Raw genomic sequence first — 23,009 nt, 5'->3', positions numbered from 1 at the left:
AACAGCGAGTAAAGTAAGGCTCAAATCCGATGAATAAAAAGATGGCCGTACCACGCTCACAGGCGGTTGGTCCCAACAGCACTCGGACCAACACCCGCCATGAGCAAGAGACGGATGTATTGTTGATTGGCGGCGGCATTATGAGCGCCACACTGGGAACCTGGCTGCAGGAGCTTGAGCCAGACTGGTCTATTACCATGGTTGAGCAGATGTCCAGCGTGGCGGAAGAGAGCTCAAACGGGTGGAACAATGCGGGGACCGGCCACGCGGCGCTGATGGAGCTGAACTACACGCCGCAGACCGCCAACGGCATCAATATCGACAAAGCGGTCGACATCAACGAAGCCTTCCACATCTCGCGTCAGTTCTGGGCGCATCAGGTGACGCGCGGCGTCCTGAACAAACCAAAATCATTCATTAACAGCGTGCCGCACATGAGCTTTGTGTGGGGCGAAGATAACGTCAACTTCCTGCGCGCGCGCTATGCGGCGCTGCAGCAGAGCGAACTGTTCCGTGGCATTCGTTACTCTGAAGACCATCAGCAGATCAAAGCCTGGGCGCCGCTGGTGATGGAAGGTCGCGACCCGCTGCAAAAAGTGGCCGCCACCCGTACGGAAGTGGGAACCGACGTCAACTATGGCGAAATCACCCGCCAGCTGATCGCCAGCCTGCAAAAGCATGATAATTTCTCCCTCCAGTTGGGCACCGTGGTGCGTCGCTTCAAGCGCAACGCCGACAAGAGCTGGACGGTCACCCTCGCGGATGCCGACAACCGTCGTCAGAAGCGGGTTATTAAAGCCAAATTTATCTTTATCGGCGCCGGCGGTGCGGCGCTGACCCTGCTGCAGGAAACCGGCATTCCGCAGGCCAAAGAGTATGCGGGCTTCCCGGTCGGCGGCCAGTTCCTGGTCTGCGAAAATCCGGAGGTGGTAAACCACCATCTGGCGAAGGTTTACGGCCAGGCCGAAGTGGGCGCGCCGCCGATGTCGGTGCCGCATATCGATACCCGTATTATCGACGGTAAACGCGTGGTGCTGTTCGGGCCGTTTGCGACCTTCTCGACCCGCTTCCTGAAGAACGGTTCGCTGTGGGATCTGCTGGCCTCGACCAATACCTCGAATATCCTGCCGATGCTCAACGTCGGCCTGGACAACTTCGATCTGGTGAAATATCTGATTAGCCAGGTGATGCAGAAAGACAAAGATCGTCTGGCCGCGCTGTGCGAATACTATCCGGAAGCGCGGAAAGAGGACTGGCGGTTGTGGCAGGCCGGTCAGCGCGTGCAGATCATCAAGCGCGATGCGAAGAAGGGCGGGGTGCTCCGCCTGGGCACCGAAGTGGTCAGCGATGACGAAGGCACCGTCGCGGCGCTGCTCGGCGCATCGCCAGGCGCCTCCACCGCGGCGCCTATCATGCTGCAGCTGATGGAAAAAGTGTTTAAGGACAAAGTTAATTCGCCGGAATGGCAGGCCAGGCTCAAGGCGATCATCCCGACCTACGGTATTCGCCTTGATGGCAACCCGGCGGAGATTGAGAAAGCGCTGGCGTGGACCAGTGAAGTGCTGGAGCTGAAATATGAGCCAGCCGCGGCGATGGATGAAGCCCCGCAGGCGGAGCTGAAGCCGCTGAGCGGCGGCAAGCCGATAGCGGATATCGCGCTCTGACAAAAACGGCAGCCTGCGGGCTGCCGTTTTTTTATTGCCGTTTTAATGGCGCGCCTTAGCGGACCTCGGCGTTACCGATAGTCTCCTCCGCGCGCCAGATGCGATATTTCACATCGACATTGGTCGGCGTGTAGACGACGATCGGCAGCTTGCTGTTGTAGCGCAGCATGGCGTCATCGCCGAGGCCGGCAGTCACAAATTTCTTCGTTTTCTTGCCGTCCGGGCAGGCCATCATGGTGGATACCGGGCCGCTCAGCTTATCAAAAACATAGTAGTCATAACCCCAGCCTTCCAGGGTTTTGCTTTCCAGCTCCCCGCCAAGACGATGGTGGTTGCAGTCAACTTCCAGCGTCTGGCCGATCATCAGCTCAACCTTCAGCGCCGATTCATCCTGCTGCTGCGGCAGCTGAATAACCTGACGCTTCATGCCTTTTTCCGCTTTCGGGAACGGCGCGACTTTTTCCAGCGGCTGGTCTGCGGCCAGGGCGCCGGCAGACATGCAGGCGGCGGTCAGCAGAGAAACGGCTAGCGTAGTGATTTTTTTCACGGTTGATCATCCTTTATTTTCGTTCCTGACAGAGATAGCCTATCATCACTTTGCTAAATGTTAAGATTTATTTACCAATTTTTGCAAAATGAATAGTGTTATCTACTGGTAAGACGTCGGCCGCGCAGAGCGCAACAGGGGCGCTGGCAGGCCGCCAGAGGCCTGCCGGTGAAATTATTCATTACGGCTATTTTTCGCTTCCTCAATAAATTCTTCATCGATTTCATCGGTGTTGCCAGCGTGTTCCCGCCCCGACAGCAAATTCCAGCAGGCGATAAACAAGGCGGCGATCAGCGGGCCGATAACAAAGCCGTTAATACCGTAGATCTCCATGCCGCCGAGGGTGGCGATGAGGATCAGATAGTCCGGCATCCTGGTATCTTTGCCCACCAGCAGCGGACGCAGAATGTTGTCCACCAGGCCAATCACAATGACAAAGAAGCCGACGATAAAGGCGCCCTGCCACAGCTGGCCGGTGGCAAACAGGTAAATCGCCGCCGGCACCCAGATAATGGCCGAGCCTACCGCCGGGATAAGCGACAGGAACGCCATCAGCGCGCCCCAGAGAATGCTGCCGTCCAGACCGGCGATCCAGAAGGCAAAGCCGCCCAGCGCCCCCTGCGCCAGCGCCACGGCGACGGTGCCTTTTACCGTGGCGCGAGCCACCGCGGCGAACTTAGCGAACAGGTGCTGCTTCACGTAGCTGGATAACGGCAGAGATTCGAGGATCAACAGCACAAGGTGAGGGCCATCCTTCAGCAGGAAGAACAGCAGGTAGAGCATAATGCCGAAGCTGACGGTGAAGCCAAAGGTGCCTTTACCAATCAGAAACGCGCTGCCGGCCAGATACTGGCCGCCTTTCAGGGCGACATCGGAGAGCTGCTGCTGGATCTGCTGCGCGCTATCCAGGTTATGTTCGGCGAGGAAGCTTCTGGCCCAGCCGGGGAGGTGGGCGATCAGGCTGGCGACCACCGTCGGGAACTGGGTATCGTTATGCTGCAGTTTGCTGTACACCACGTCCAGCTCGTAGGCTAGTGACGACAAGATAATCGCCAGCGGCGTGAACACGATAAGGCAGATAATGACGATGGTCATCAGCGCCGCAAGGCCGTTACGTTCGCCGAGGCGGGTGCGCATCTTGTTTTTGACCGGATTGAAAATCACCGCGAGGATGGCGGCCCAGAGGATGGCGGAATAATAGGGTGAGAGAACATCAAAAAAGGCCAGGGTTACAATGAAGACGATAAGGATGAAAAATCCTTTGGTAAGTCCATTAACTCTCATGTCATCCGCTCCTGCTTATGAGTCATACGGTCGAATAATAGATGCTACGACGTAATTTACCATCAGGATAGTCGTACTCTATACGCTGTGGCGCGGAAAGGGCACAAATTCAACGAGCTGAGGGGAACAGGCGTAAAAGAGGGGCATAAAAAAACCAGCCTTAAAAGGCTGGTTTCTCAGGGATTTTTGGTCGGCACGAGAGGATTTGAACCTCCGACCCCCGACACCCCATGACGGTGCGCTACCAGGCTGCGCTACGTGCCGACGCGTGGGGAACAATATTACCCGTTCCCCAGGCGAATGCAAGCGGGTCGCGCGCGATTGATTCATAATTAATCAATCAGTTAGCGATAAAGCGTTTTTCATCGGTCAGGACCTGCAGCAACAGGCTGAGCTGCGGTTTCTGATCTTTGATTTTCTCGCCGTCGCGGCTCCAGGTGGTATAGGTGCCGTTATGGTTGAGGACCACGGTGATAGCCGGGGTGGTAATGGCCAGCGTATCGCCGTTGGCCGCGGTGACCCAGTTCCGACGCCGCGCGGCGCTGAACAGATCTTCCCCCTGCGAATACTCATTGGCCGGCGTCGACACGTGAAGCAGGCGCTGCATCAGCGTGGTCATCACATCTTTGTTATCGGTCAGGGTGGCAATTTCCTGGGCCGGCGTGCCCGGCCAGTGAATAACCAGCGGCACCTGCAGCTGCTCGCGCGACCAGTCGAACGGGTCGTGTTTGACGTTAAGCGGCTTGCCGTGGCCGCCGGTGATAATGACCACCGTATTATCGAGCTTGCCGGCTTCGCGCAGCGCGGTCAGCACCCGATCGATCTGGGCATCAACGTCGCCTGCCGCCTTGCTATAACGGCGGACAAAGCCCTGCTGCTGCGTATCGTCGAGGGTGGTGCCATTGAGCGAGACCCACGAGAACCAGCGATTCTCATCCTGCGCGTAACGGTCCAGCCAGCCGATCCACTGATTGGCGGTCTGCTCGTCGCTCTGGGTCTTCGCGCTCGGCAGCGAGAAGTCGGAGAGCAGCGCCTGGCGATACAGCGGGCTGCTAAACCCATCGGAAGAGAACAGGCCCAGCTGGTAGCCCTGCTGGTTGAGAGCGGTGATCAGCGCCGCGGGAATACGCGCCGAGAGGACACCGTCCATATAGCCTGGCGAAATGCCGTAGAACAGGCCAAACAGGCCGCTGTCGGCGGTATTGCCCGAGCTCATATGCTGGGTAAAATTCACGTTTTCTTTGGCAAACGCCGCCAGCGCCGGCATCGTTTTTTCAAACCGCGAGTAGTTCAGGTTGTCGACGGTGATCAGTAGCACGTTATAGCCCGCGCCGAGGTCGCGGTAGCGCAGGTTACTGAGCGGATACTGGACCGATACCGCCTCCGGCGCCCCTTGCTCCACCAGGCGACGCTGATAATCCTGGGCGTCGAGCAGGCCATGTTTCTCAAGGAAACGTCGGGCGGTCATCGGATAAGAAAGCGGTAGATTCGCTCGCTGCATGGTGATCGGGCGATAAAAATTGGCATCCGCCCAGATATAGACCAGGTGGCTGCTGATGAACGACAAAAAGAAGAACCAGGCGACCGGGCGGGCATAATGGCGGCGACGCGTCAGGCTGCGCAGCTTTTGCCAGCTCCAGGTGGCGAAGAGCATTTCAATCAAAAAGATGACCGGGACGCTGATAAACATCAGCTGCCAGTCGCGCGCCATCTCATTCTGGTCAGGGTTGATGACCAGCTCCCAGACCACCGGGTTTAAATGAAGATGAAAGCGGGTAAAGACCTCGCTGTCTATCAGCAGCAGCGTCATCCCGGCGGTGGCAAGGATCACCGACAGGAAGCGCATCAGGCGCTGCGAGACCACGATAAAGGTCAACGGAAAGAGGATCAGCACATAGCTGGTAAACACCAGGAAGCTGAAGTGCCCGACGAGACTGACGTACGAAAAGAGTCGTCCGGCAAGCGTCGTCGGCCAGTCGGCGACAAAAAGGTAGCGGCTGCCGAGCACCATGGCCAACAACATGTTGAACAGGGCGAACCAGTGCCCCCAGCTAACCATCTGGGAGACTTTTTCTCGGTAGGGCTGACGTAGAGTCACCATATACTGTTGCTGTTATCCTTAATGCGCTGGATCGTCGTTAATCGAAGATTGCAAAGCCTGCGCGAAAGAACGGGCGATGGCCTGACGCTGCGCCGGCGCGACGCTACTGTTGATCAGGTTGGTCACCATATTGCCTAACACCATCAGTGAAAGGTCAACCGGGGCTTTGTGTGATTCCAGGACGTTCGTCAGCTCGCTGAGCAACTGTTCGACCTGTTGATCGCTATAGCGGGAAATTTGCGGCATAAACTCAAAATCTGTTTGTTCGTGAAAGGGCAACATATTACCGTAGCAGCAGCTTTTTTTCCGCATTTTTTCGCCGCGGCGCAAAAGCGCACCGATCGTCAGTCATGACGTCGAAATGTGTGGTGCCAGTTGCGTCGGCAACCCGGCGGTGGTTGAATACCGCCCGGTCTAAAAGGAGAGTTTAACATGAGTCTGGATATCGACCAGATTGCCCTGCATCAGTTAATCAAACGTGATGAACAAAATCTGGAGCTGGTGCTGCGCGAGTCACTGCTGGAGCCGAACGCGACGGTCGTCGAGATGATGGCTGAACTGCACCGGGTTTATAGCGCCAAAAGCAAAGCCTATGGCTTGTTCAATGAAGAGAGCGAACTGGCGCAGGCGCTGCGCCTGCAGCGTCAGGGGGAAGAGGAGTTTCTGGCGTTCAGCCGTGCGGCGACCGGCCGCCTGCGCGATGAGCTGGCGAAATACCCGTTCGCCGAAGGGGGCATTGTCCTCTTCTGTCAGTATCGTTACCTGGCGGTCGAGTATCTGCTGGTGGCGGTGCTCAATAACCTGAGCAGCATGCGCGTCAACGAAGAGCTGGATATCCGCTCGACCCATTATCTGGATATTAACCATGCCGATATCGTCGCGCGCATCGATCTGACCGAGTGGGAAACCAACCCGGAGTCGACCCGCTACCTGACCTTCCTGAAAGGGCGGGTGGGGCGCAAAGTGGCCGATTTCTTCATGGATTTCCTCGGCGCCAGCGAAGGTCTCAACGCCAAAGCGCAGAACCGCGGCCTGCTGCAGGCGGTGGATGACTTTGCCGCCGACGCGCAGCTTGATAAATCCGAGCGACAGAATGTGCGTCAGCAGGTCTATGCTTACTGCAATGAACAGCTGCAGGCCGGGGAAGAGATTGAGCTGGAGTCGCTGTCCAAAGAGCTCGCCGGCGTCAGCGAAAAGAGCTTCCAGGAATTCACCGCCGAGCAGGGCTACGAGCTGGAAGAGAGCTTCCCGGCGGATCGCAGCACCTTACGTCAGCTGACCAAGTTTGCCGGCAGCGGCGGCGGTTTGACCATTAACTTCGACGCGATGCTGCTGGGCGAACGCGTATTCTGGGATCCCGCCACCGATACCCTGACCATTAAGGGCACCCCGCCGAACCTGCGCGACCAGCTGCAGCGCCGGACGTCCGGCGGCAACTAAGCGCCACGCCCCGTCAGCGCGACCGCTGAACGGGGACGATCTCCACGCCGCTCTGCACCAGCCGCTGGCGCAGCGCGGCGTCGGGCTCCCCATCGACGATAAGCGTACTGGCGAGGTTCAGCTCGCCGATGGCAAAGGCCGACGCGGCGTTGAGCTTTTCCCGGGAGGCCATCACCACGGTTTCCGCGGCCCTGGCCGCCAGCGCGCGCTTGATGCCTGCCTCTTCATAATCACCGGTGGTAAAACCCGCTCGCGGGTGGACGCCGGTCACCCCCATAAAGAACACATCGGCGTTGATCCGCGCCATTGCTTCCAGCGTTTCGGGGCCGACGGCGACAACCGAATGCTTAAACACTTTGCCGCCGAGCAGGATCACCTCGATTCGCGGGTGATCGACCAGCGCCACGGCGATGCCGGGGCTGTGAGTGACCACCGTGCAGCTGAGGTCGGCGGGTAATAAGCCGATCATCGCCGCGGTGGTGGTGCCGCCATCGACAATCACCACCTGTCCAGGCTGGATCAGGCCGGCGGCAGCGCGCGCCACCGCCTGTTTGGAGGCGATTTGCACGCTTTTGCGTGTTTCAATAGGAGCGATGGCGGCAGAGACCGGCAGCGCCCCGCCGTGGACTCGCTGCAGTTTTCCTTCCGCCGCCAGCTCGCGCAGATCGCGGCGAATGGAGTCCTCAGAGACGTTAAACCGTTGGCTCAGCTCCCCGGACATCACCTGTTTTTCCTCCGCAAGGATCTGCAGGATTTGCTGTTTTCGTTGACTGGCGAGCATGATTTTTCCTTCACGAGTGATCTTGTTTATGCACGATTATGCATGTTATGGTGCCTGCTGTCATCTGAAAGGGGATATAACATGCAAACTCACGCACCGCACGTCCGACACGTTCGCGAGACGCTGCTCTCTGATAACTGGTACACGCTGAAAAAATATACCTTTGAACTGCAGCGCCGGGACGGACGCTGGCAGGAGCAGAGCCGCGAGGCCTACGATCGCGGCAACGGCGCGGTCATTTTACTCTACAACCGGGAAAAGCGGACGGTGGTCCTGACCCGTCAGTTCCGTTTTCCGGTGTTTACTCACGGTCACGACGGATATCTCATTGAAGCGGCGGCAGGGCTGTTGGATAACGCCTTGCCGGAGGCGCGGATCGTTGCCGAAGCGGAAGAAGAGACCGGCTTTCGGGTGACGCGCATCGAGCCCCTCTTCACCGTCTTTATGAGCCCCGGCTCTGTCACCGAAAAACTCTACTTTTTTATCGCCGAATATCAGGCCGATGACCGGCAGGGAGACGGCGGCGGGCTGGCGGCGGAAGGTGAGGACATTGAAGTGCTGGAGTGGCCCCTGGCGCGGGCGCTGCAGGCCATTCGCGATGGCGAGATCATGGATGCCAAAACCATTATCCTGCTGCAGCACCTGGCGCTGAATGCCGACACGCTCCTCGCCGGCTGAGCGGCAAGGAGCTGGGGGGGTTAACGCAGCTCGCGGGCAATGGCGCTGTACATCAGCGCCGCTTCCAGCGGCTGGGCGTTAAAGGAGGGTTCCGCCTGCGGCCAGGTCGACCACTGGACGATCACCAGGTGTTCCGCGCGGTTCACCATGATCACCTGGCCGTAGATACCCAGCGCCCACAGCGAGTCTTTCAGCCCTTCCTGCGGCGTCGGCTGGACGTTTTGCGCATTCGCCGGAATGGCGTTATTCCACCACTGATAGCCGTAGATACCTTGCGGATGCGCCGCCGAGACCGAGTTTAGCGCAGTGGTCCAGCTTGCGGCCTGATCGAACCAGCCCGCCGGCACCAGCTGTTTGCCGTTGCTTAACCGACCATCGCGGGCGACGAATTCGCCGAAGCGGCCCCAGTCTTCAAGGGTGGCGTTAAAGCCGTGGGCGCCGACATCGTGCTTCCCTTGCTGATAAGCATGCCATACGCCGTCGTGGGCCATCCCGGCGGGCCGCCACAGCGACTGCTCAAGCCAGGCGGCCAGCGACATGCCGGTGGCGCGCTCCAGGATATCGCCCAGCAGCCAGGCGCCGCCGGAAGAGTAGGACCACTGCTCGCCCGCCGGATGTTTGCGCGCCAGGCCGGTGACGATCTTGCGCACGCAGGCATAGGCCCCGGGCTGCGCCTCGCACTGGGTCAGGCGGGCGAAGTGCGACTGCGGGTCGGTGTAGTCTTCATTCCATTCCACACCGCTGGTGTGCTGCATCAACTGCTTCAGCGTCACGCCGTCCCAGGCGGTGCCTTTCAGTTCGGGTTCATAAACGGTAATCAGATCATCGAGGGAGTGGATCTTACCCTGTTGAATGGCGATGCCCACCAGCGTCGAGACCACCGATTTTCCCACCGAGCGTGAGGTCCACAGGGTGGTATCGGTGTTGCCGTCGCCAAGATATTTCCAGGCGACTTTGCCGTCTTTCAGCACCAGCATACCGCTGACGTTCTCGCGCTTCAGGTAATCCTGCAGGGTCCAGGTGTGGCCGTTAAGGGTATAGCGGGCATCGGTCAATTGTTTTTCAGCGCGTTCCAGCGGCACTGAGGCGCCGTGGCGGAAGACATCCCCGGCATAGTTGCGATAGTCATTGCGAAAGCCAATCACGCGTGAAGTCTGATCCCAGCTGAGCATGTCTTTGGCCGCGGGTAGCGTTTGATCGTAAGGCGTTGGGCAGACATCCAGCGTCAGGCCGCCGCAGTTTTGCGCCATTGCCGCCGCCGGCAGCGCCGCCAGGATTAACGCCAGGGCCAGTGGTTTTCTTATCATCTTCCTTTCCTCGTTTGCCATAGATTCGCTGCGCAGTATATAAATCGGCGCGCGCCGGCTAAAATCAGCACAGGGGGGATTTTCCCCCGTAAGGGAGAGAAGGATGAAAACCCTGCAATATTCTTTCGCGCAGATTGAAGCATTCGCCACCATCGCCGAGACCGGAAGCCTGTCGCGGGCGGCCATTCGGTTAGGTAAAGACCGAACCACGCTGCGCGATCTGCTGGACTATCTGGAAGATGCGCTGGGCTATCGGCTGTTCAGCCGGGAAGGGCGTACCCTGACCTTAACCTCCGAAGGGGAGCAGCTTTTTCGTCAGGCGCATCTGCTGTTGCGCCAGGCGCAGGCTTTCGAGTCTTTTGCGCAAACGCTGCCGCAAACCGCCGGGCAGGCGCTGCGTCTGGTATACGATCCCTTTATCCCACGTGATTTTCTCTGCGCGCTGGCCGATACGCTGGCCCGGCGGCAGATCCGGTTAAGCTGCTGGAGCGCCTCGCGGCGCGAAGCCGAGCAGGCGCTGAGCGATGGCGTGGCGGATATGGCGATGTGCCAGGCCAACAACCGCACGCTGGGCAGCGAAATGGAGTGGCGGGCGCTCGGCACCGTGGATCTGCGTTTCTACGCGGCGGACCGCCTGTTCCGGGATGCCGCGCGGCCGCTGACGCTGCTCAATCTCTCGTTAACGCCGCAGCTGGTGATGCACCGGCGCAGCGACGATCAGATTGCCCGCCGGCTGCAGATCTCCGGCCATACGCTGTATATGAACGAAATTACCCTGCTGCGCCATGCGATGGAGCAGGGGAGGGGCTGGGGGTTTTTACCGGACCATTTGCGGCCAGGCGAGTGGCAGGGAGTCGGTGAAATCGCGACGGAGGTCGGCAGTCAGGGGCTGAACGTCACCATGGTGATGCTCTGGCTGCCCGGAATGAATAAGCACCGGCTGCTGAGCGACATCGTGGACGAGGCGCCGGCGCTTTGGCGGCGCGGATAACAAAACGCCCCGGAGCCGAAGACCCCGGGGCGCTTGCCATACAACTTGCTATCGGCGATTACGCGCGAACGAAGTCGATGTGAGTCAGTTTCGGCTTGAACGCGTGGCGCTGAACAGCCTGAACTTTGACTTTTTCTTCTTTGCCATCAACCACGACGGTCAGAACTTCGCCGTAAAACTCAGCTTTGTCCTGCATGTTCCAAACTTTGTCGTGGTCCAGTTCGATAGCAACCGGAGCAGCTTCGCCACCGTAGATGATTGCCGGGAACTTGTTAGCTGCGCGCAGGCGGCGGCTCGCACCCTTACCCTGCTCTTTACGTACTTCTGCGTTGATAGTAAACATTGATGTCTCTCTATATATAAAGCCTGCTACAGGCGACCCAGCAACAGGCGGATTATCTGCTTTGCGAATGCAAAAGCGGGCGGCATTATAGCCGCCAAACGACACACGGGCAATCAAAACCTCAGCTTTCGGGTGATTAACGCAGCTCGTTGGCGCGGCGAAAACGCCCCTGATAATCGAACACTTTTTCCCGCACCTGCCAGTACTGGCCTTTCATGCGGGCGACGACAAAGTCCGGATGGCGCAGCAGCGCCTGCTGGGCCACGATATCCGCCGGCGTTATCCAGCGCAGCGGCACCCCGGGGGTGCGGGTATGCGGGCGAATAAATAGTTGTTCGAAGGCGGTACGCTGGGCGGGCGTTTGCAGACGGAAGCGCTCACTGACGTCGGCGCCGTCCTCATCGTAGTAGGTGATTTTCAGCCACGGGCCTTTCTCGTCGCTACCGTGCTGCAGGGCCATGCCGCTGCAGCGCAGCACCAGCGCGTCCTTCAGCTTCAGCGCCGCCTTCAGCATGTCGTCCGGGTCAACCAGAATGGTGTCGCACTCCCGGCAGCGGCGGGCGGCGATATCGTTTTCCGCGTTGCACTGCGGGCAGTTTTTGAAACGAAAGCGGAAGTCGCACTGTTCGCGGTGGCCGTCGTCATCTTCGAACCATCCCTGGCAGCGGCGGCCAAAATGCTCAATCAAGGTGCCGTCGGCGGTGGTTTTGCCCCAGAAGGTGTTGGCGAAGCCGCAGGCCGGGCAGAAGACCTGCACCGGCACGTTGTCGCTTTTGCCCTTCGGCGTCCCCACTTCCGGGGCGTACAGGTCGTGCGGGTTGCCGGCGTAGTCGAGGATCAGACAGTCGGTTTTTCCCGGCGCCAGGCGCAGGCCGCGGCCAACGATCTGTTGGTAAAGACTCACCGACTCGGTGGGGCGGAGGATGGCGATCAGGTCGACGTGCGGGGCGTCGAAGCCGGTGGTCAGCACCGCGACGTTCACCAGATAGCGATACTCCTGCGCTTTAAACGCCTCGATGATGCGATCTCGTTCCGGACCCGGGGTTTCCCCGGTGATCAGCGCCGCCTGGCCTGCCGGCAGCAGGCCGGTCACTTCCCGGGCGTGCTCCACGGTGGCGGCGAAGATCATCACCCCTTTGCGGCTTTCGGCGAACTCCACGATCTGGCTGACGATATGTGGGGTGATACGCTGCTGTTTTTTCAGCTCATGGTTAAGATCGGCTTCGCTGAACAGGCCGTTGCTTTGCGCCTGCAGGCGACTGAAATCGTACTGTACCACCGGCATATCGAGGCGTTCCGGCGGCGTCAGGTAGCCGTGCTTAATCATATAGCGCAGCGGCAGCTCATAGATGCAGTCGCGGAACAGCGCTTTTTCATCGCCACGCACCATCCCGTGGTAGTGGAACTGATAGATCCACCCCTTACCGAGGCGGAACGGGGTCGCCGTCAGGCCGAGCAGCCGGAGCTGCGGGTTGACCTGCCGCAGGTGGCTGATGATCTGCTGATACTGGCTGTCGTCATCATCGCTGATGCGGTGGCATTCATCGACGATCAGCAGCGAAAACTCGCTGCGAAATTGCGCCAGATTACGCGCCACCGACTGCACGCTGCCGAACACCACTTTGCCGTGGCTCTCTTTACGCTGCAGTCCGGCGGCAAAGATATCCGCCTCGAGGCCAAGGGCGCAGTATTTAGCATGATTCTGCGCCACCAGCTCTTTGACGTGGGCCAGCACCAGCACGCGGCCGCGGGCCAGTCGGGCAAGCTCGGCGATCACCAGGCTTTTGCCCGCGCCGGTGGGCAGGACAATCGCCGCCGGCTCGGTATGGCGACGAAACCAGGCGAGGGTGGCATCGACGGCTTCTTGTTGGTAGGGACGTAATGTAAAAGTCATGAATTCACGGGGCTAATTAACTCGCGAATAGTATGCCATGAATCTTTTCCCTTGAGTGGTGTTAAGAGCCCGTTATACTAGCCAGTGAATTTCTTCTTTTTCGGGCGATTTGCCCGCTCCAGCACTTTGACAGGCTAAAAAAATCTCATGCGACTTGATAAGTTTATCGCTCAGCAGCTTGGCGTCAGCCGGGCTATTGCCGGGCGTGAAATCCGCGGCAGCCGCGTTACCGTGGACGGCGACATTGTAAAAGATGCTTCCTTTAAGCTTCAGCCGGAGCACGAGGTGGAGTATGACGGGAACACGCTGACCCAGCAGAACGGCCCGCGCTATTTTATGCTCAACAAGCCGCAGGGGTACGTCTGTTCCACCGACGATCCCGATCATCCGACTATCCTCTATTTCCTCGACGAGCCGGTGGCGCATAAGCTGCATGCCGCCGGTCGGCTGGATATCGACACCACCGGACTGGTGCTGATGACCGATGACGGCCAATGGTCGCACCGCATTACCTCGCCGCGACACCACTGTGAAAAAACCTATCTGGTAGCGCTGGAAAGCCCGCTGGCGGAAGGGACCGCGGAGCTGTTTGCCAAAGGCGTCCAGCTGCATAACGAAAAAGATCTCACCAAACCGGCGGTGCTGGAAGTTATCACTCCGACCGAAGTGCGCCTCACCATTAGCGAAGGCCGCTACCATCAGGTGAAACGCATGTTCGCCGCCGTGGGCAACCACGTGGTTGGCCTGCATCGGGAACGCATCGGCGACATCCTGCTGGATGAATCTCTGGCGCCGGGTGAATATCGTCCGCTGACGGAAGCGGAAATCGCCAGCGTGGGCGCCCCGCAGCCACGGAGCAAAACGTGACGCTGAAGCAAAATTCGTCTCTGGGGATTGTCTTTATCCTTGGCCTGCTGGCCATGCTGATGCCGCTGTCGATCGATATGTATCTCCCGGCCCTGCCGGTGATCGCTGCCCAGTACCACGTGCCGGACGGCAGCGCGCAGATGACCCTCAGCACCTATATCCTCGGCTTTGCGCTGGGGCAGCTGCTGTACGGTCCGATGGCTGACAGCCTCGGCCGCAAGCCGGTGATCCTCGGCGGAACGCTGGTCTTCGCCGCGGCGGCGGTGGCCTGCGCCCTGTCGCAGACCATCGAGATGCTGATCGCCATGCGCTTCTTCCACGGTCTGGCGGCCGCGGCGGCTAGCGTGGTGATCAACGCCCTGATGCGCGATATCTATCCGAAAGATGAGTTTTCGCGGATGATGTCGTTTGTCATGCTGGTGACGACCATTGCGCCGCTGGTGGCGCCGATGGTCGGTGGGGCGGTGCTGGTCTGGTTCAGCTGGCATGCCATCTTCTGGATCCTCGCCCTGGCGGCCCTGCTGGCGTCGCTGATGATCGGCCTGTTTATCCGCGAAACGCTGCCGGCTGAAAGGCGTCAGCCGTTCCACCTGCGCACCACGATGGGTAACTTTGCCACCCTGTTCCGCCATAAGCGGGTCCTGAGCTATATGCTGGCGAGCGGCTTCAGCTTCGCGGGCATGTTCTCTTTCCTTAGCGCCGGGCCTTTCGTCTATATCAATATTAACCACGTCGCGCCTCAGCACTTTGGCTACTATTTTGCGCTGAACATTGTCTTTCTGTTCCTGATGACCATGTTCAACAGCCGGTTTGTGCGGCGGGTAGGGGCGTTGCGCATGTTCCGCGCCGGGCTGTGGATCCAGTTTGCCATGGCGGTGTGGATGGTGGTTTGCGCGCTGCTCGACGTCGGCTTCTGGTCGCTGGTCATCGGCGTGGCGGCCTTCGTTGGCTGCGTATCGATGGTATCGTCGAACGCGATGGCGGTGATCCTCGATGAGTTTCCGCATATGGCGGGCACCGCTTCGTCGCTGGCGGGGACTTTCCGCTTTGGTATCGGGGCGATTATCGGCGCGCTGCTGTCGATGGCCACCTTTACCACCGCCTGGCCGATGCTGATCTCCATCGCCTTCTGCGCCACCAGCTCTATTTTCTTCTCCCTTTACGCTTCCCGCCGGCGAAAAATCGCACGCTAGGTCACATTTTCAGGGGCGAAATCGCCCCTTTCTTGATGCACGTCAACCGCAATGGGCTTCAGGGTTCTGCGATTTGTTTCCTTTATGTAAAATCAATTAGTGTAAAAAGTCGCATTGTTGCGATAAAAAAGTTGTTTTGGATCACAGAAACGGGTACATATAGCGCCAATCGGCTTGCCGGGTTAAAAAATAACACGCTGGAATATAAGCGCTTAACCCTGGGCCGCCGCGGCTGTAAACGTTTTCTGCGTCTGAGCAGGACTATTTGTCAACAGTGTGTTAATATTGATGTAAATTTATTGTGAAGCCTTTTGCTTCCGGGGAAACCACGTGAATACACAACAACTCTCTATCGTACACCGTCTGCCGCAGAGCTATCGCTGGCTGGCCGGTTTTGCGGGTTCCAGAGTTGAACCGATTCCGCAAAACGGCGCGCAGAACGAAAACAGTCTCGTCGCCCTGAAGCTGCTGAGTCCGGACGGTGAAAAAGCCTGGCCGGTGATGCATAAGCTCAGCCAGGCGTTAAGCGACATCGAAGTCGACTGTTCCGTTCTTGAGTGCGAAGGCGAGCCCTGTCTGTTCGTTAATCTGCAGGATGAGTTTGCCGCCACCTGTCGTCTGAAAAACTTTGGCGTGGCGATCGCCGAGCCCTTCTCCGGCAATAACCCTTTCTGACCGTCAGCTTAGCGCCAGCAGCTGGCGGGTATACTCATGCCGGGGCGCGCTGAAGACGGACTGGCACTCGCCCTGCTCGACCACCACTCCCTGCCGCAGCACCATCACCTGGTGACACAGCGCGCGCACCACGCCTAAATCATGGCTGATAAAAATATAGGCCAGCTGATGCTTCAGCTGTAACGCTTTCAGCAGATTCAGGATCTGCGCCTGAACGGTTTTATCCAGCGAGGAAGTCGGCTCGTCGAGGACGATCAGCTGCGGCTTGACGATTAACGCTCTGGCGATGGCGATACGCTGGCGCTGGCCGCCGGAGAAAGCCGCCGGGTAGCGCTGGCGGCTGGCCGGGTCGAGGCCGACCTCCTGCATGGCAAGGATCACCGCCTGTTCGCGTTCAGCCGCCGTCAGCGTCGGCTGGTGGACGCGCAGGCCCTCCTCAATGATCTGCTGCGCCGTCAGGCGCGGATTGAGCGACGAGTTCGGATCCTGAAAAACCACCTGCATCTGTCGGCGCAGCGGCAGCAGCTGTCGGCGACCGCGTCCCTGAATCGGCTGCCCGGCAAAGGTTATCTTGCCCTCGGAGGGGATCAGGCGCAGCAGCGCCAGACCGGTCGTGCTTTTGCCGGAACCCGATTCTCCCACCAGACCCAGCGTCTCGCCGGCCCGTAGCTGGAAATGGAGATCATTGACCACCCGATGGTGATCGACCACCCGACGCAGGATCCCCCGGCGAATGGGGAACGCCACCTGTAACGCCTCCGCCTGCAGCAGCACCGGGGCATCGGCGGCCAGCGGCACCGGCTCGCCGTCCGGTTCGCTATCCAGCAGGCGTTGGGTGTAAGGATGGGCCGGCGCGCTAAACAGCGCCCGACAGTGATTGTGCTCCACGCAGCGGCCGTTCTGCATCACCGCCACCCGGTCAGCCAGCTGGCGGACGATGCTCAGGTTATGGGTGATAAACAGCATCCCCATGTTCAGCTCCCGCTTTAGCTCGCGCAGCAGCTGCAGAATTTGCGCCTGCACTGACACATCGAGGGCGGTGGTCGGCTCGTCGGCGATCAACAGCTCCGGGCGAGTCAGCAGCGCCATAGCGATCATCACCCGCTGGCGCTCGCCGCCCGAGAGCTGGTGCGGATAGTCCGCCAGCCGCCGCGGCGCCTGACGGATCCCGACGCGCTCCAGGCAGTCGAGGATCTCTCCGCGCGCCGCCTCTTTGCGCATTCCCCGGTGTAACGACAGCACCTCGTAGAGCTGTTTTTCCAGGGTATGGAGGGGATTGAGCGACACCATCGGCTCCTGAAAGATCATCGCGATCCGGTTGCCGCGCACGCCGCGCAGGGTCGCCTCATCCGCATGCAGCAGCGACTGGCCATGAAAACGGATATCGCCGCTGGGGTAGCTGGCCGGCGGGGTAGGGAGCAGCCGCAGCACCGACAGGGCGGAGATGCTCTTACCGGAGCCGGATTCCCCCACCAGGGCCAGCGTTTCGCCGGCCGCCACCTCGAGCGACAGATTATGCACGACGGTCTGCGTCTCCCCCTGCTGGCGAAAGGCGATAGAGAGATTGTCGATAGCTAACAGCGGGTGGGTCATATTACACCGCCTTACTGGGGTCAAAGGCGTCGCGCACCGCTTCACCGATGAAAATCAGCAGCGTCAGCAGCACGGCGACAGAGAGAAACGCGGCAATGCCCAGCCAGGGTGCCTGCAGGTTGTTTTTGCCCTGCAGGAGCAGCTCGCCGAGGGAGGGCGAGCCGAGCGGCAGGCCGAAGCCGAGAAAATCCAGCGACGTCAGGGTGGTAATAGAGCTGCAGAGAATAAACGGCAGGAAGGTGAGGGTCGCCACCATCGCGTTGGGCAGCATATGCCGCAGGATGATCTGCCGGTCGCTGACCCCTAACGCCTGCGCCGCCCGGATGTAGTCGTAGTTGCGGGTGCGGAGAAATTCAGCGCGCACCACGCCCACCAGCGTCATCCAGCCAAACAGGACAGTGATCGCCAGCAGCCACCAGAAGCCCGGCTGCACGACGCTGGAGAGCAGGATGATCAGAAACAGCGTCGGCATACCGGACCAGACTTCGATAAAACGCTGCCCCCAGAGGTCGATTTTACCGCCGTAATATCCTTGTATCGCACCGGCCAGCACCCCCAGCACGCTGGAGAACAGCGTCAGCAGCAGACCAAACAGTACCGAGATGCGCGTCCCATAAAGGATCCGCGCCAGCACATCGCCGCCGTTGGCGTCGGTGCCGAGCCAGTTGCTGGCCGAGGGCGGCGATGGAAAAGGAACCGTGCTGGCAAAATTGATCGTCGTCGCGCCGAAGCGCACCGGCGGCCAAAGCGCCCAGCCGTGGCTGGCCAGCTGCTGCTGCAGCCAGGGATCCTGATAGTCGGCGGCGGTGGCGAATGCGCCGCCGAAGGTCTGCTCGGTATAGTTTTTTAACACCGGGACGTACAGCTGGCCCCGGTACTGCACCAGCAGCGGCCGATCGTTGGCCAGCAGCTCAGCCCCCAGGCTGCAGAGGAAGAGGATTAAAAACAGCCACAGCGACCAGTAACCGCGGCGGTTGTGGCGAAAGCGCGCCCAGCGGGCCTGATTAACGGGACTGAAGAACGACATTAGCGGCCCTCAAAATCAATACGCGGGTCGACCAGCGTATAGCTGATATCGCTGACGATATTCAGCAGCAGGCCGATCAGGGTGAAAATATAGAGCGTGCCGAACATCACCGGATAGTCGCGGGAGACCGTCGCTTCATAGCCCAGCAGCCCCAGACCATTCAGGGAGAACATCACTTCGATCAGCAGCGAGCCGGTAAAGAACATACTGATAAAGGTGGCCGGGAAACCGGCGATCACCAGCAGCATGGCGTTGCGGAACACATGTCCCCAGAGGATCTGTTTCTCACCGACGCCTTTGGCGCGGGCGGTGACCACATACTGTTTGCGGATCTCGTCAAGGAAGCTGTTTTTAGTCAGCATGGTCAGGGCGGCAAAGCCGCCGATCACCGTCGCCAGCACCGGCAGGGTGATGTGCCACAGATAGTCGAGGATCTTTTCATACCACGGGAGGGTGTCGAAGTTTGGCGAGACCAGACCGCGTAGCGGGAAGAGGTCGAAATAGCTGCCGCCGGCGAAAATCACGATCAGCAGGATGGCGAACAGAAAGGCGGGGATCGCATAGCCAATGATAATCAGCGTACTGCTCCAGATGTCAAAGCGGCTGCCGTTGCTGACGGCTTTGCGGATGCCCAGCGGAATGGAGACCAGATAGATGATCAGCGTGCTCCACAGCCCGAGGCTCACCGAGACCGGCAGGCTGTCTTTAATCAGCTGCAGCACGGAGGCGCTGCGAAACAGGCTGTCGCCAAAATCAAAGCGCAGATAATCGCTCAGCATCTTCAGGTAGCGCTCGTGCAGCGGTTTGTCGAAGCCGTAGCGGTGGGTGATCTCGGCGATGACTTCCGGATCGAGGCCGCGCCCCCCGCGATAGTGACCCTCGCTGATATTGCCGGCGCCGGTGCGGGCATGGCTGGCACCCATCCCGCCGTCGCCGGCGCCTGGCATTCCACCGTGCTGACCAAATTCGATGGCGGCGATGGCCTGGTCGACCGGGCCGCCGGGAGCGATCTGTACAATAAAAAAGTTAATGGTAATGATGGCCCACAGGGTGGGGATCACTAACAGCAAACGGCGGATCAGGTAGCTGCCCATGGTATGTCCTTAGCGTCTGTCCGCGGGGAGGGTGGCTGCTTTGTTCGCGTCATACCACCAGGTATCAAGGCCGGACGAATAAATGGGGCGGGTTTGGGGGAACGAGAATTTATTCCACCACGCGGTGCGGTCCTGCGCCATATACCACATCGGCAACATGTAGTGGTTCCAGGTGAGGACGCGGTCCAGCGCCCGGCCAAGGGGGATCAGCTTCTGCTTATTACCCTGCCACTGCAGGATCTGCGCAATCAGTTTATCCACCACCGGACTTTGCACCCCCGGCGCGTTGTAGCTGGAGTGAATATAGTCCGACGCCCAGGAGATTTGCAGGTCAGTCCCCGGCCAGGGCATGGCGCGCCACAGGCTCGGCATCATGTCGTAATCGCGGCTGCGGCGGCGGTTGCTGTACTGCGAGTTATCCACCTGACGAATATCCATGACGATCCCCAGGCGCTGCAGGTTGTGCTGAAACGGCAGCACCCAGCGGTCATTGCTTCCGGCCGGCATCAGCAGTTCAAAACGCAGCGGCTTGCCGGTGGCGGCGTTAACCCGGCGCTGGTTCTTCACCGTCCAGCCCGCCGCGTTAAGCAGGGCGTCGGCTTTGAGTAAGTTGGCGCGGTCGAAGCCATCGCCGCGGGAGACCGGCGGCTGGTAAACCTGGCTGAAGAGCTCGGGGGGCAGTTCGTTTTTAATTGGCGTCAGCAGGGCCAGCTCGGCCGCGTCGGGCAGGCTGCGGGCGGCATATTCGGTGTTCTGGAAATAGCTGTTGGCGCGCTGATACGCGCTGTAAAAAAGCGCCTTGTTCATCCATTCAAAATCAAACGCCAGGGTAATGGCCTCCCGCACCCGGCGATCGGCGAATACCGGGCGCTGAATATTGAACGCCAGCCACTGGGTATCCTGCGCCGAGGTGTTGGCATACTCCTCTTTAATGATGTAGCCGCGGCTGAAGTTGCGGCCGACGTAGCGGGTGGCCCAGTTTTTGGCGACCGTCTCTTCCCGGCGGTCGACGGCCCCGGCTTTAAAGGCTTCGAAAGCGACGTTGTCGTCAAGATAATAGTCATAGCGCAGCGTATCGAAGTTCCAGCGACCGCGGTTGACCGGCAGGTCGGCCGCCCAGTAATCGGCGACCCGGGAATAGGTAATATACTGTCCCATCCGCCAGGCGCTGATGCGGTAGGGCCCGCTGGCCAGCGGCGGCTTTGACAACGGGTCGCTGAGTTTGTGATGACGCCAGAACGCCTCGGGCATCACCGGCAGGCTCAGCAGGCTCAGCATGTTCTCTTTACCGGGCTGGCCGAGGTCGATACGCACGGTCAACGGCGCGATGGCCTTCACGGTGGTGCCTTTATAAAAGAGGCGGAACTGCGGCACCCCTTCGGTCATAAACTTATTGAAGGTAAAAGCGACATCGCGGGCGGTGATTGGCGTGCCGTCGTGAAAACGGGCGCGCGGGTTGAGGGCGATCTCCATCCATGAATAGTCCCCGGCGTAGCGCGCCCGTTCGGCAATCAACGGATAGTAGCTGCCGGGCTCATCATCCGAGGTGGTGAACAGGGGATCGTAGAGCGCCTCAGTGCGTACCGCGGGATTGCCGCGCAGCGCGTAGCGGTTGAAGTTGTCAAAGGTGCCAATCGCCGCCAGGGTGAGGGTGCCGCCTTTCGGCGCCTGTGGATTAACATAATCAAAATGGCTGAAACCGGCGGCGTATTTGGGTTCGCCGATAATCGCGAAGGCGACGTTTTCCTGAATGGATTGCGCTTTAGCGCTCAGGCTAAACAGAGCAAGCAGAAGCAGAAAAAGTCGCGCATACATAGGCGGCAAAATACCCTGTCATAGCCGGCCCCCGTGGCCGACTTCTGTTCCCGCATCATAAGTGAGACTTAACGCGTTGTGAAATAATTCGCGGGTTCATCGTGCGCGGCCACTAGCGCCGCCAGCGACAGCGGCCGGCTGATCCAGTACCCCTGCAGGAAATGCACTCCCTGAGCGCGGAGCCACTCCGCCTGCTCCTGGGTCTCCACCCCTTCGGCAACGGTCATCAATTTCAGCCGGCGGCTGAGGGTCAGCACCGCATCCAGCACTGGCGAGGTGACGGTTTCGGTGCCGATCGCCTGCACAAAGCCGCGATCGATCTTCAGATAATCGAAGTTATAGCGTTCGAGATAGATCAACGCGCTATGCCCGGTGCCAAAATCATCGATCGCGATTTCAAAACCGTGCTGGTGCAGCCAGGCGAAGTTAGCGACCGATTTTTCTTTGTCAATCATCGCCCGCTCTGTGACCTCCAGCACCACGTGAAAATGGCCGGCGGGCAGCGCGGCGGCGAAGCGCAGCATATCGTCGCGGAAGCTGTCGGCCTGAAGATGGGCTGGGGAAATATTGAGCCCCAGCTTGACGCCGTGCGGCAGAATACGCTTCAGCGCCGGCGCGTCGCGGGCGATCAGCGCCAGCAGGTGATCGGTCAGCGGCACGATCATCTGCTGGGTTTCCGCGAGGTTAATAAAGACGTCAGGCGGAATTTCGCCTACCACCGGATGGCGCCAGCGCATCAGGACCTCCACGCCGCTGATACGCAGAGTCTGGGCATTCACCACCGGCTGATAGACGACGTAGAACTGGTTGTTTTTGATCCCCAGCAGAATGGATTTTCGCGGATCGGATTTGATCGACAGCACGTAATAGCAGAGCAGCCCCGCCAGCAGGCCGCACACCACCCCGAGCAGCAGAGCAAACTGCGTATTTTCCGCCAGCCAGCTGTTGGCATACAGGTAGACCTTGAGGGGGAAACCGTCGATCTGCACTTCGCGGATCGGCACATTATGCAGCGTTTGCGGATCCACCAGCCGGTTACTGAAGGTGGAGATAGCGGTGTGGCCGATGACCAGCGCAATACCGCTGAAATCATTCTGCCGTGCGGAATAGAGGATATACGGCGTGAGATTGGCGTTAATCGACACGAAAATGCCGCTGTTTTCATCACCGGGTTTGCCTACCCATAGTGCCAGCGCCGCGCTCTTCGGCATCATCGGCGTGCCTGGCAAAATCGCCATATCAAGGGGTTTGCGGATATCAATGGCCGGGATCAGCTGGGTGAGGGGGGTATTCATGGCGCCGGTTGCCGAGGAGCAAAAGGCCACGCCGTTTTTGACCAGCAGAAAAGCGCGGACGTTAGGGCTGAACGCGGCGTGGGAGGTGAGCCCGGAGTCAATATTCTCGCAGGGCTGGTCCACGAGCGGCTGCAGGCCGTCAATGGTCTGGCGCAGGTCGTGAAAATAGCTTTTCAGATAGGTATTAACATTGTTGATAATGGCGTCGAAACGCTCGGCCCGGTTATGGTAAATCACCATAAACTGAATGCTGCCAGCCAGTAGCGCGACGATAATGCCCACGCACAGGCTGGTTAGCCAGGTTTTACGCTGGGGCGAAAAGTAGCGAGTCAGCATAGCTATAGTCTTTCCGTGTTATTGATGCGCAGCAACGGGTTGTCAGTCGTCGTTTTTCTCATTCCCACTTAAAAGACATAGCTT

General features: G+C 59.4%; 20 protein-coding genes and 1 tRNA gene. 7 read left to right on the top strand and 14 right to left on the bottom strand.

Features of this window, described 5'->3' with window-relative positions; all coding sequences use genetic code 11:
* Nucleotides 1–29 precede the first annotated feature (29 nt).
* A complete protein-coding gene (gene mqo / locus ACOI7Z_RS09980; RefSeq protein WP_032453547.1) occupies nucleotides 30–1,664 on the top strand; it encodes a malate dehydrogenase (quinone) in 1,635 nt (544 codons plus the stop codon).
* A 55-nt stretch (nucleotides 1,665–1,719) separates the two neighbouring features.
* Here mqo and eco read toward each other — a convergent pair whose 3' ends face one another.
* The 5 genes from eco to ACOI7Z_RS09955 form a co-directional block, all read right to left on the bottom strand.
* Nucleotides 1,720–2,211: a serine protease inhibitor ecotin gene (gene eco, locus ACOI7Z_RS09975; RefSeq protein ID WP_023290474.1), complete on the bottom strand. Its 492-nt coding sequence runs from the start codon at nucleotides 2,209–2,211 to the stop codon at nucleotides 1,720–1,722.
* A gap of 174 nt (nucleotides 2,212–2,385) precedes the next feature.
* Complete coding sequence (locus ACOI7Z_RS09970; protein ID WP_087849523.1) at nucleotides 2,386–3,495, bottom strand: AI-2E family transporter; 1,110 nt, start codon at nucleotides 3,493–3,495, stop codon at nucleotides 2,386–2,388.
* Nucleotides 3,496–3,682: 187 nt separating this feature from the next.
* Nucleotides 3,683–3,759: transfer RNA gene (locus ACOI7Z_RS09965), tRNA-Pro, on the bottom strand.
* A gap of 76 nt (nucleotides 3,760–3,835) precedes the next feature.
* On the bottom strand, nucleotides 3,836–5,596 hold the full coding sequence (yejM, locus tag ACOI7Z_RS09960; RefSeq protein ID WP_049013176.1) for an LPS biosynthesis-modulating metalloenzyme YejM: 1,761 nt from the start codon (nucleotides 5,594–5,596) through the stop codon (nucleotides 3,836–3,838).
* An 18-nt stretch (nucleotides 5,597–5,614) separates the two neighbouring features.
* Nucleotides 5,615–5,842: a YejL family protein gene (locus ACOI7Z_RS09955; RefSeq protein WP_004195346.1), complete on the bottom strand. Its 228-nt coding sequence runs from the start codon at nucleotides 5,840–5,842 to the stop codon at nucleotides 5,615–5,617.
* A gap of 186 nt (nucleotides 5,843–6,028) precedes the next feature.
* On the opposite strand from ACOI7Z_RS09955, the gene yejK reads away from it, so the two are divergent.
* The gene (gene yejK / locus ACOI7Z_RS09950; protein ID WP_004144267.1) at nucleotides 6,029–7,036 is read left to right on the top strand and encodes a nucleoid-associated protein YejK; all 1,008 of its coding nucleotides are present in this window, start codon (nucleotides 6,029–6,031) and stop codon (nucleotides 7,034–7,036) included.
* Between the two features lie 13 nt (nucleotides 7,037–7,049).
* On the opposite strand, the gene ACOI7Z_RS09945 is transcribed toward yejK, so the two are convergent.
* On the bottom strand, nucleotides 7,050–7,817 hold the full coding sequence (locus ACOI7Z_RS09945; RefSeq protein WP_049013174.1) for a DeoR/GlpR family DNA-binding transcription regulator: 768 nt from the start codon (nucleotides 7,815–7,817) through the stop codon (nucleotides 7,050–7,052).
* 81 nt (nucleotides 7,818–7,898) lie between these two features.
* On the opposite strand from ACOI7Z_RS09945, the gene ACOI7Z_RS09940 reads away from it, so the two are divergent.
* Nucleotides 7,899–8,495: an NUDIX domain-containing protein gene (locus tag ACOI7Z_RS09940; RefSeq protein ID WP_087849522.1), complete on the top strand. Its 597-nt coding sequence runs from the start codon at nucleotides 7,899–7,901 to the stop codon at nucleotides 8,493–8,495.
* Nucleotides 8,496–8,515: 20 nt separating this feature from the next.
* Here the strand turns inward: ACOI7Z_RS09940 and ACOI7Z_RS09935 are convergent, their stop codons facing one another.
* Nucleotides 8,516–9,802 (bottom strand): serine hydrolase domain-containing protein, encoded by a 1,287-nt coding sequence (locus ACOI7Z_RS09935; RefSeq protein ID WP_087849521.1) that lies wholly within the window; start codon nucleotides 9,800–9,802, stop codon nucleotides 8,516–8,518.
* 103 nt (nucleotides 9,803–9,905) lie between these two features.
* On the opposite strand from ACOI7Z_RS09935, the gene ACOI7Z_RS09930 reads away from it, so the two are divergent.
* Nucleotides 9,906–10,793, top strand: coding sequence for a LysR family transcriptional regulator (locus ACOI7Z_RS09930; protein ID WP_420702188.1), 888 nt, complete (start codon nucleotides 9,906–9,908; stop codon nucleotides 10,791–10,793).
* Nucleotides 10,794–10,851: 58 nt separating this feature from the next.
* On the opposite strand, the gene rplY is transcribed toward ACOI7Z_RS09930, so the two are convergent.
* Complete coding sequence (rplY, locus tag ACOI7Z_RS09925) at nucleotides 10,852–11,136, bottom strand: 50S ribosomal protein L25 (RefSeq protein WP_004201664.1); 285 nt, start codon at nucleotides 11,134–11,136, stop codon at nucleotides 10,852–10,854.
* A 136-nt stretch (nucleotides 11,137–11,272) separates the two neighbouring features.
* Nucleotides 11,273–13,030 carry a DEAD/DEAH box helicase gene (locus ACOI7Z_RS09920; RefSeq protein WP_087849520.1) on the bottom strand — a complete coding sequence of 586 codons (1,758 nt, stop codon included), beginning with the start codon at nucleotides 13,028–13,030 and terminating at the stop codon, nucleotides 11,273–11,275.
* Nucleotides 13,031–13,177: 147 nt separating this feature from the next.
* On the opposite strand from ACOI7Z_RS09920, the gene rsuA reads away from it, so the two are divergent.
* From rsuA to ACOI7Z_RS09905, 3 genes are all read left to right on the top strand, one after another.
* Nucleotides 13,178–13,897 carry a 16S rRNA pseudouridine(516) synthase RsuA gene (gene rsuA / locus ACOI7Z_RS09915; protein ID WP_023290466.1) on the top strand — a complete coding sequence of 240 codons (720 nt, stop codon included), beginning with the start codon at nucleotides 13,178–13,180 and terminating at the stop codon, nucleotides 13,895–13,897.
* The gene (locus tag ACOI7Z_RS09910) at nucleotides 13,894–15,090 is read left to right on the top strand and encodes a Bcr/CflA family multidrug efflux MFS transporter (protein WP_023290465.1); all 1,197 of its coding nucleotides are present in this window, start codon (nucleotides 13,894–13,896) and stop codon (nucleotides 15,088–15,090) included. The genes rsuA and ACOI7Z_RS09910 overlap by 4 nt, the downstream gene beginning before the upstream one ends.
* Nucleotides 15,091–15,420: 330 nt before the next feature.
* Entirely contained in the window at nucleotides 15,421–15,765 is a 345-nt protein-coding gene (locus tag ACOI7Z_RS09905) for a YejG family protein (RefSeq protein WP_002912974.1), read from the top strand.
* 3 nt (nucleotides 15,766–15,768) lie between these two features.
* On the opposite strand, the gene yejF is transcribed toward ACOI7Z_RS09905, so the two are convergent.
* From yejF to ACOI7Z_RS09880, 5 genes are all read right to left on the bottom strand, one after another.
* Complete coding sequence (gene yejF, locus ACOI7Z_RS09900) at nucleotides 15,769–17,358, bottom strand: microcin C ABC transporter ATP-binding protein YejF (RefSeq protein WP_049013695.1); 1,590 nt, start codon at nucleotides 17,356–17,358, stop codon at nucleotides 15,769–15,771.
* Nucleotide 17,359: 1 nt separating this feature from the next.
* Complete coding sequence (locus tag ACOI7Z_RS09895) at nucleotides 17,360–18,385, bottom strand: microcin C ABC transporter permease (protein ID WP_023290463.1); 1,026 nt, start codon at nucleotides 18,383–18,385, stop codon at nucleotides 17,360–17,362.
* On the bottom strand, nucleotides 18,385–19,479 hold the full coding sequence (locus ACOI7Z_RS09890; RefSeq protein ID WP_137916369.1) for a microcin C ABC transporter permease YejB: 1,095 nt from the start codon (nucleotides 19,477–19,479) through the stop codon (nucleotides 18,385–18,387). Before ACOI7Z_RS09890 ends, ACOI7Z_RS09895 begins: the two co-directional genes overlap by 1 nt.
* A 9-nt stretch (nucleotides 19,480–19,488) precedes the next feature.
* Nucleotides 19,489–21,294 (bottom strand): extracellular solute-binding protein, encoded by a 1,806-nt coding sequence (locus tag ACOI7Z_RS09885; RefSeq protein WP_137916368.1) that lies wholly within the window; start codon nucleotides 21,292–21,294, stop codon nucleotides 19,489–19,491.
* A gap of 68 nt (nucleotides 21,295–21,362) precedes the next feature.
* Nucleotides 21,363–22,925, bottom strand: coding sequence for a cyclic di-GMP phosphodiesterase (locus ACOI7Z_RS09880; protein ID WP_080901701.1), 1,563 nt, complete (start codon nucleotides 22,923–22,925; stop codon nucleotides 21,363–21,365).
* Between the last annotated feature and the right edge of the window lie 84 nt (nucleotides 22,926–23,009).

It is taken from the genome of Klebsiella sp. C283 (genome assembly GCF_048822555.1).
GTDB classification, from domain to species: domain Bacteria; phylum Pseudomonadota; class Gammaproteobacteria; order Enterobacterales; family Enterobacteriaceae; genus Klebsiella; species Klebsiella quasipneumoniae.
Note: the sequence above shows the minus strand (reverse complement) of the source record. Positions and strands in the feature narration are given on the sequence as shown.

Excerpts from the sequence above, each read along its gene's own strand:
- mqo (WP_032453547.1), top strand. The coding sequence starts at position 30 with ATGAATAAAAAGATGGCCGTACCACGCTCACAGGCGGTTGGTCCCAAC.
- ACOI7Z_RS09970 (WP_087849523.1), bottom strand. The coding sequence starts at position 3,495 with ATGAGAGTTAATGGACTTACCAAAGGATTTTTCATCCTTATCGTCTTC.
- yejM (WP_049013176.1), bottom strand. The coding sequence starts at position 5,596 with ATGGTGACTCTACGTCAGCCCTACCGAGAAAAAGTCTCCCAGATGGTT.
- ACOI7Z_RS09955 (WP_004195346.1), bottom strand. The coding sequence starts at position 5,842 with ATGCCGCAAATTTCCCGCTATAGCGATCAACAGGTCGAACAGTTGCTC.
- yejK (WP_004144267.1), top strand. The coding sequence starts at position 6,029 with ATGAGTCTGGATATCGACCAGATTGCCCTGCATCAGTTAATCAAACGT.
- ACOI7Z_RS09945 (WP_049013174.1), bottom strand. The coding sequence starts at position 7,817 with ATGCTCGCCAGTCAACGAAAACAGCAAATCCTGCAGATCCTTGCGGAG.
- ACOI7Z_RS09940 (WP_087849522.1), top strand. The coding sequence starts at position 7,899 with ATGCAAACTCACGCACCGCACGTCCGACACGTTCGCGAGACGCTGCTC.
- ACOI7Z_RS09935 (WP_087849521.1), bottom strand. The coding sequence starts at position 9,802 with ATGATAAGAAAACCACTGGCCCTGGCGTTAATCCTGGCGGCGCTGCCG.
- ACOI7Z_RS09930 (WP_420702188.1), top strand. The coding sequence starts at position 9,906 with ATGAAAACCCTGCAATATTCTTTCGCGCAGATTGAAGCATTCGCCACC.
- rplY (WP_004201664.1), bottom strand. The coding sequence starts at position 11,136 with ATGTTTACTATCAACGCAGAAGTACGTAAAGAGCAGGGTAAGGGTGCG.
- ACOI7Z_RS09920 (WP_087849520.1), bottom strand. The coding sequence starts at position 13,030 with ATGACTTTTACATTACGTCCCTACCAACAAGAAGCCGTCGATGCCACC.
- rsuA (WP_023290466.1), top strand. The coding sequence starts at position 13,178 with ATGCGACTTGATAAGTTTATCGCTCAGCAGCTTGGCGTCAGCCGGGCT.
- yejF (WP_049013695.1), bottom strand. The coding sequence starts at position 17,358 with ATGACCCACCCGCTGTTAGCTATCGACAATCTCTCTATCGCCTTTCGC.
- ACOI7Z_RS09895 (WP_023290463.1), bottom strand. The coding sequence starts at position 18,385 with ATGTCGTTCTTCAGTCCCGTTAATCAGGCCCGCTGGGCGCGCTTTCGC.
- ACOI7Z_RS09890 (WP_137916369.1), bottom strand. The coding sequence starts at position 19,479 with ATGGGCAGCTACCTGATCCGCCGTTTGCTGTTAGTGATCCCCACCCTG.
- ACOI7Z_RS09885 (WP_137916368.1), bottom strand. The coding sequence starts at position 21,294 with ATGTATGCGCGACTTTTTCTGCTTCTGCTTGCTCTGTTTAGCCTGAGC.
- ACOI7Z_RS09880 (WP_080901701.1), bottom strand. The coding sequence starts at position 22,925 with ATGCTGACTCGCTACTTTTCGCCCCAGCGTAAAACCTGGCTAACCAGC.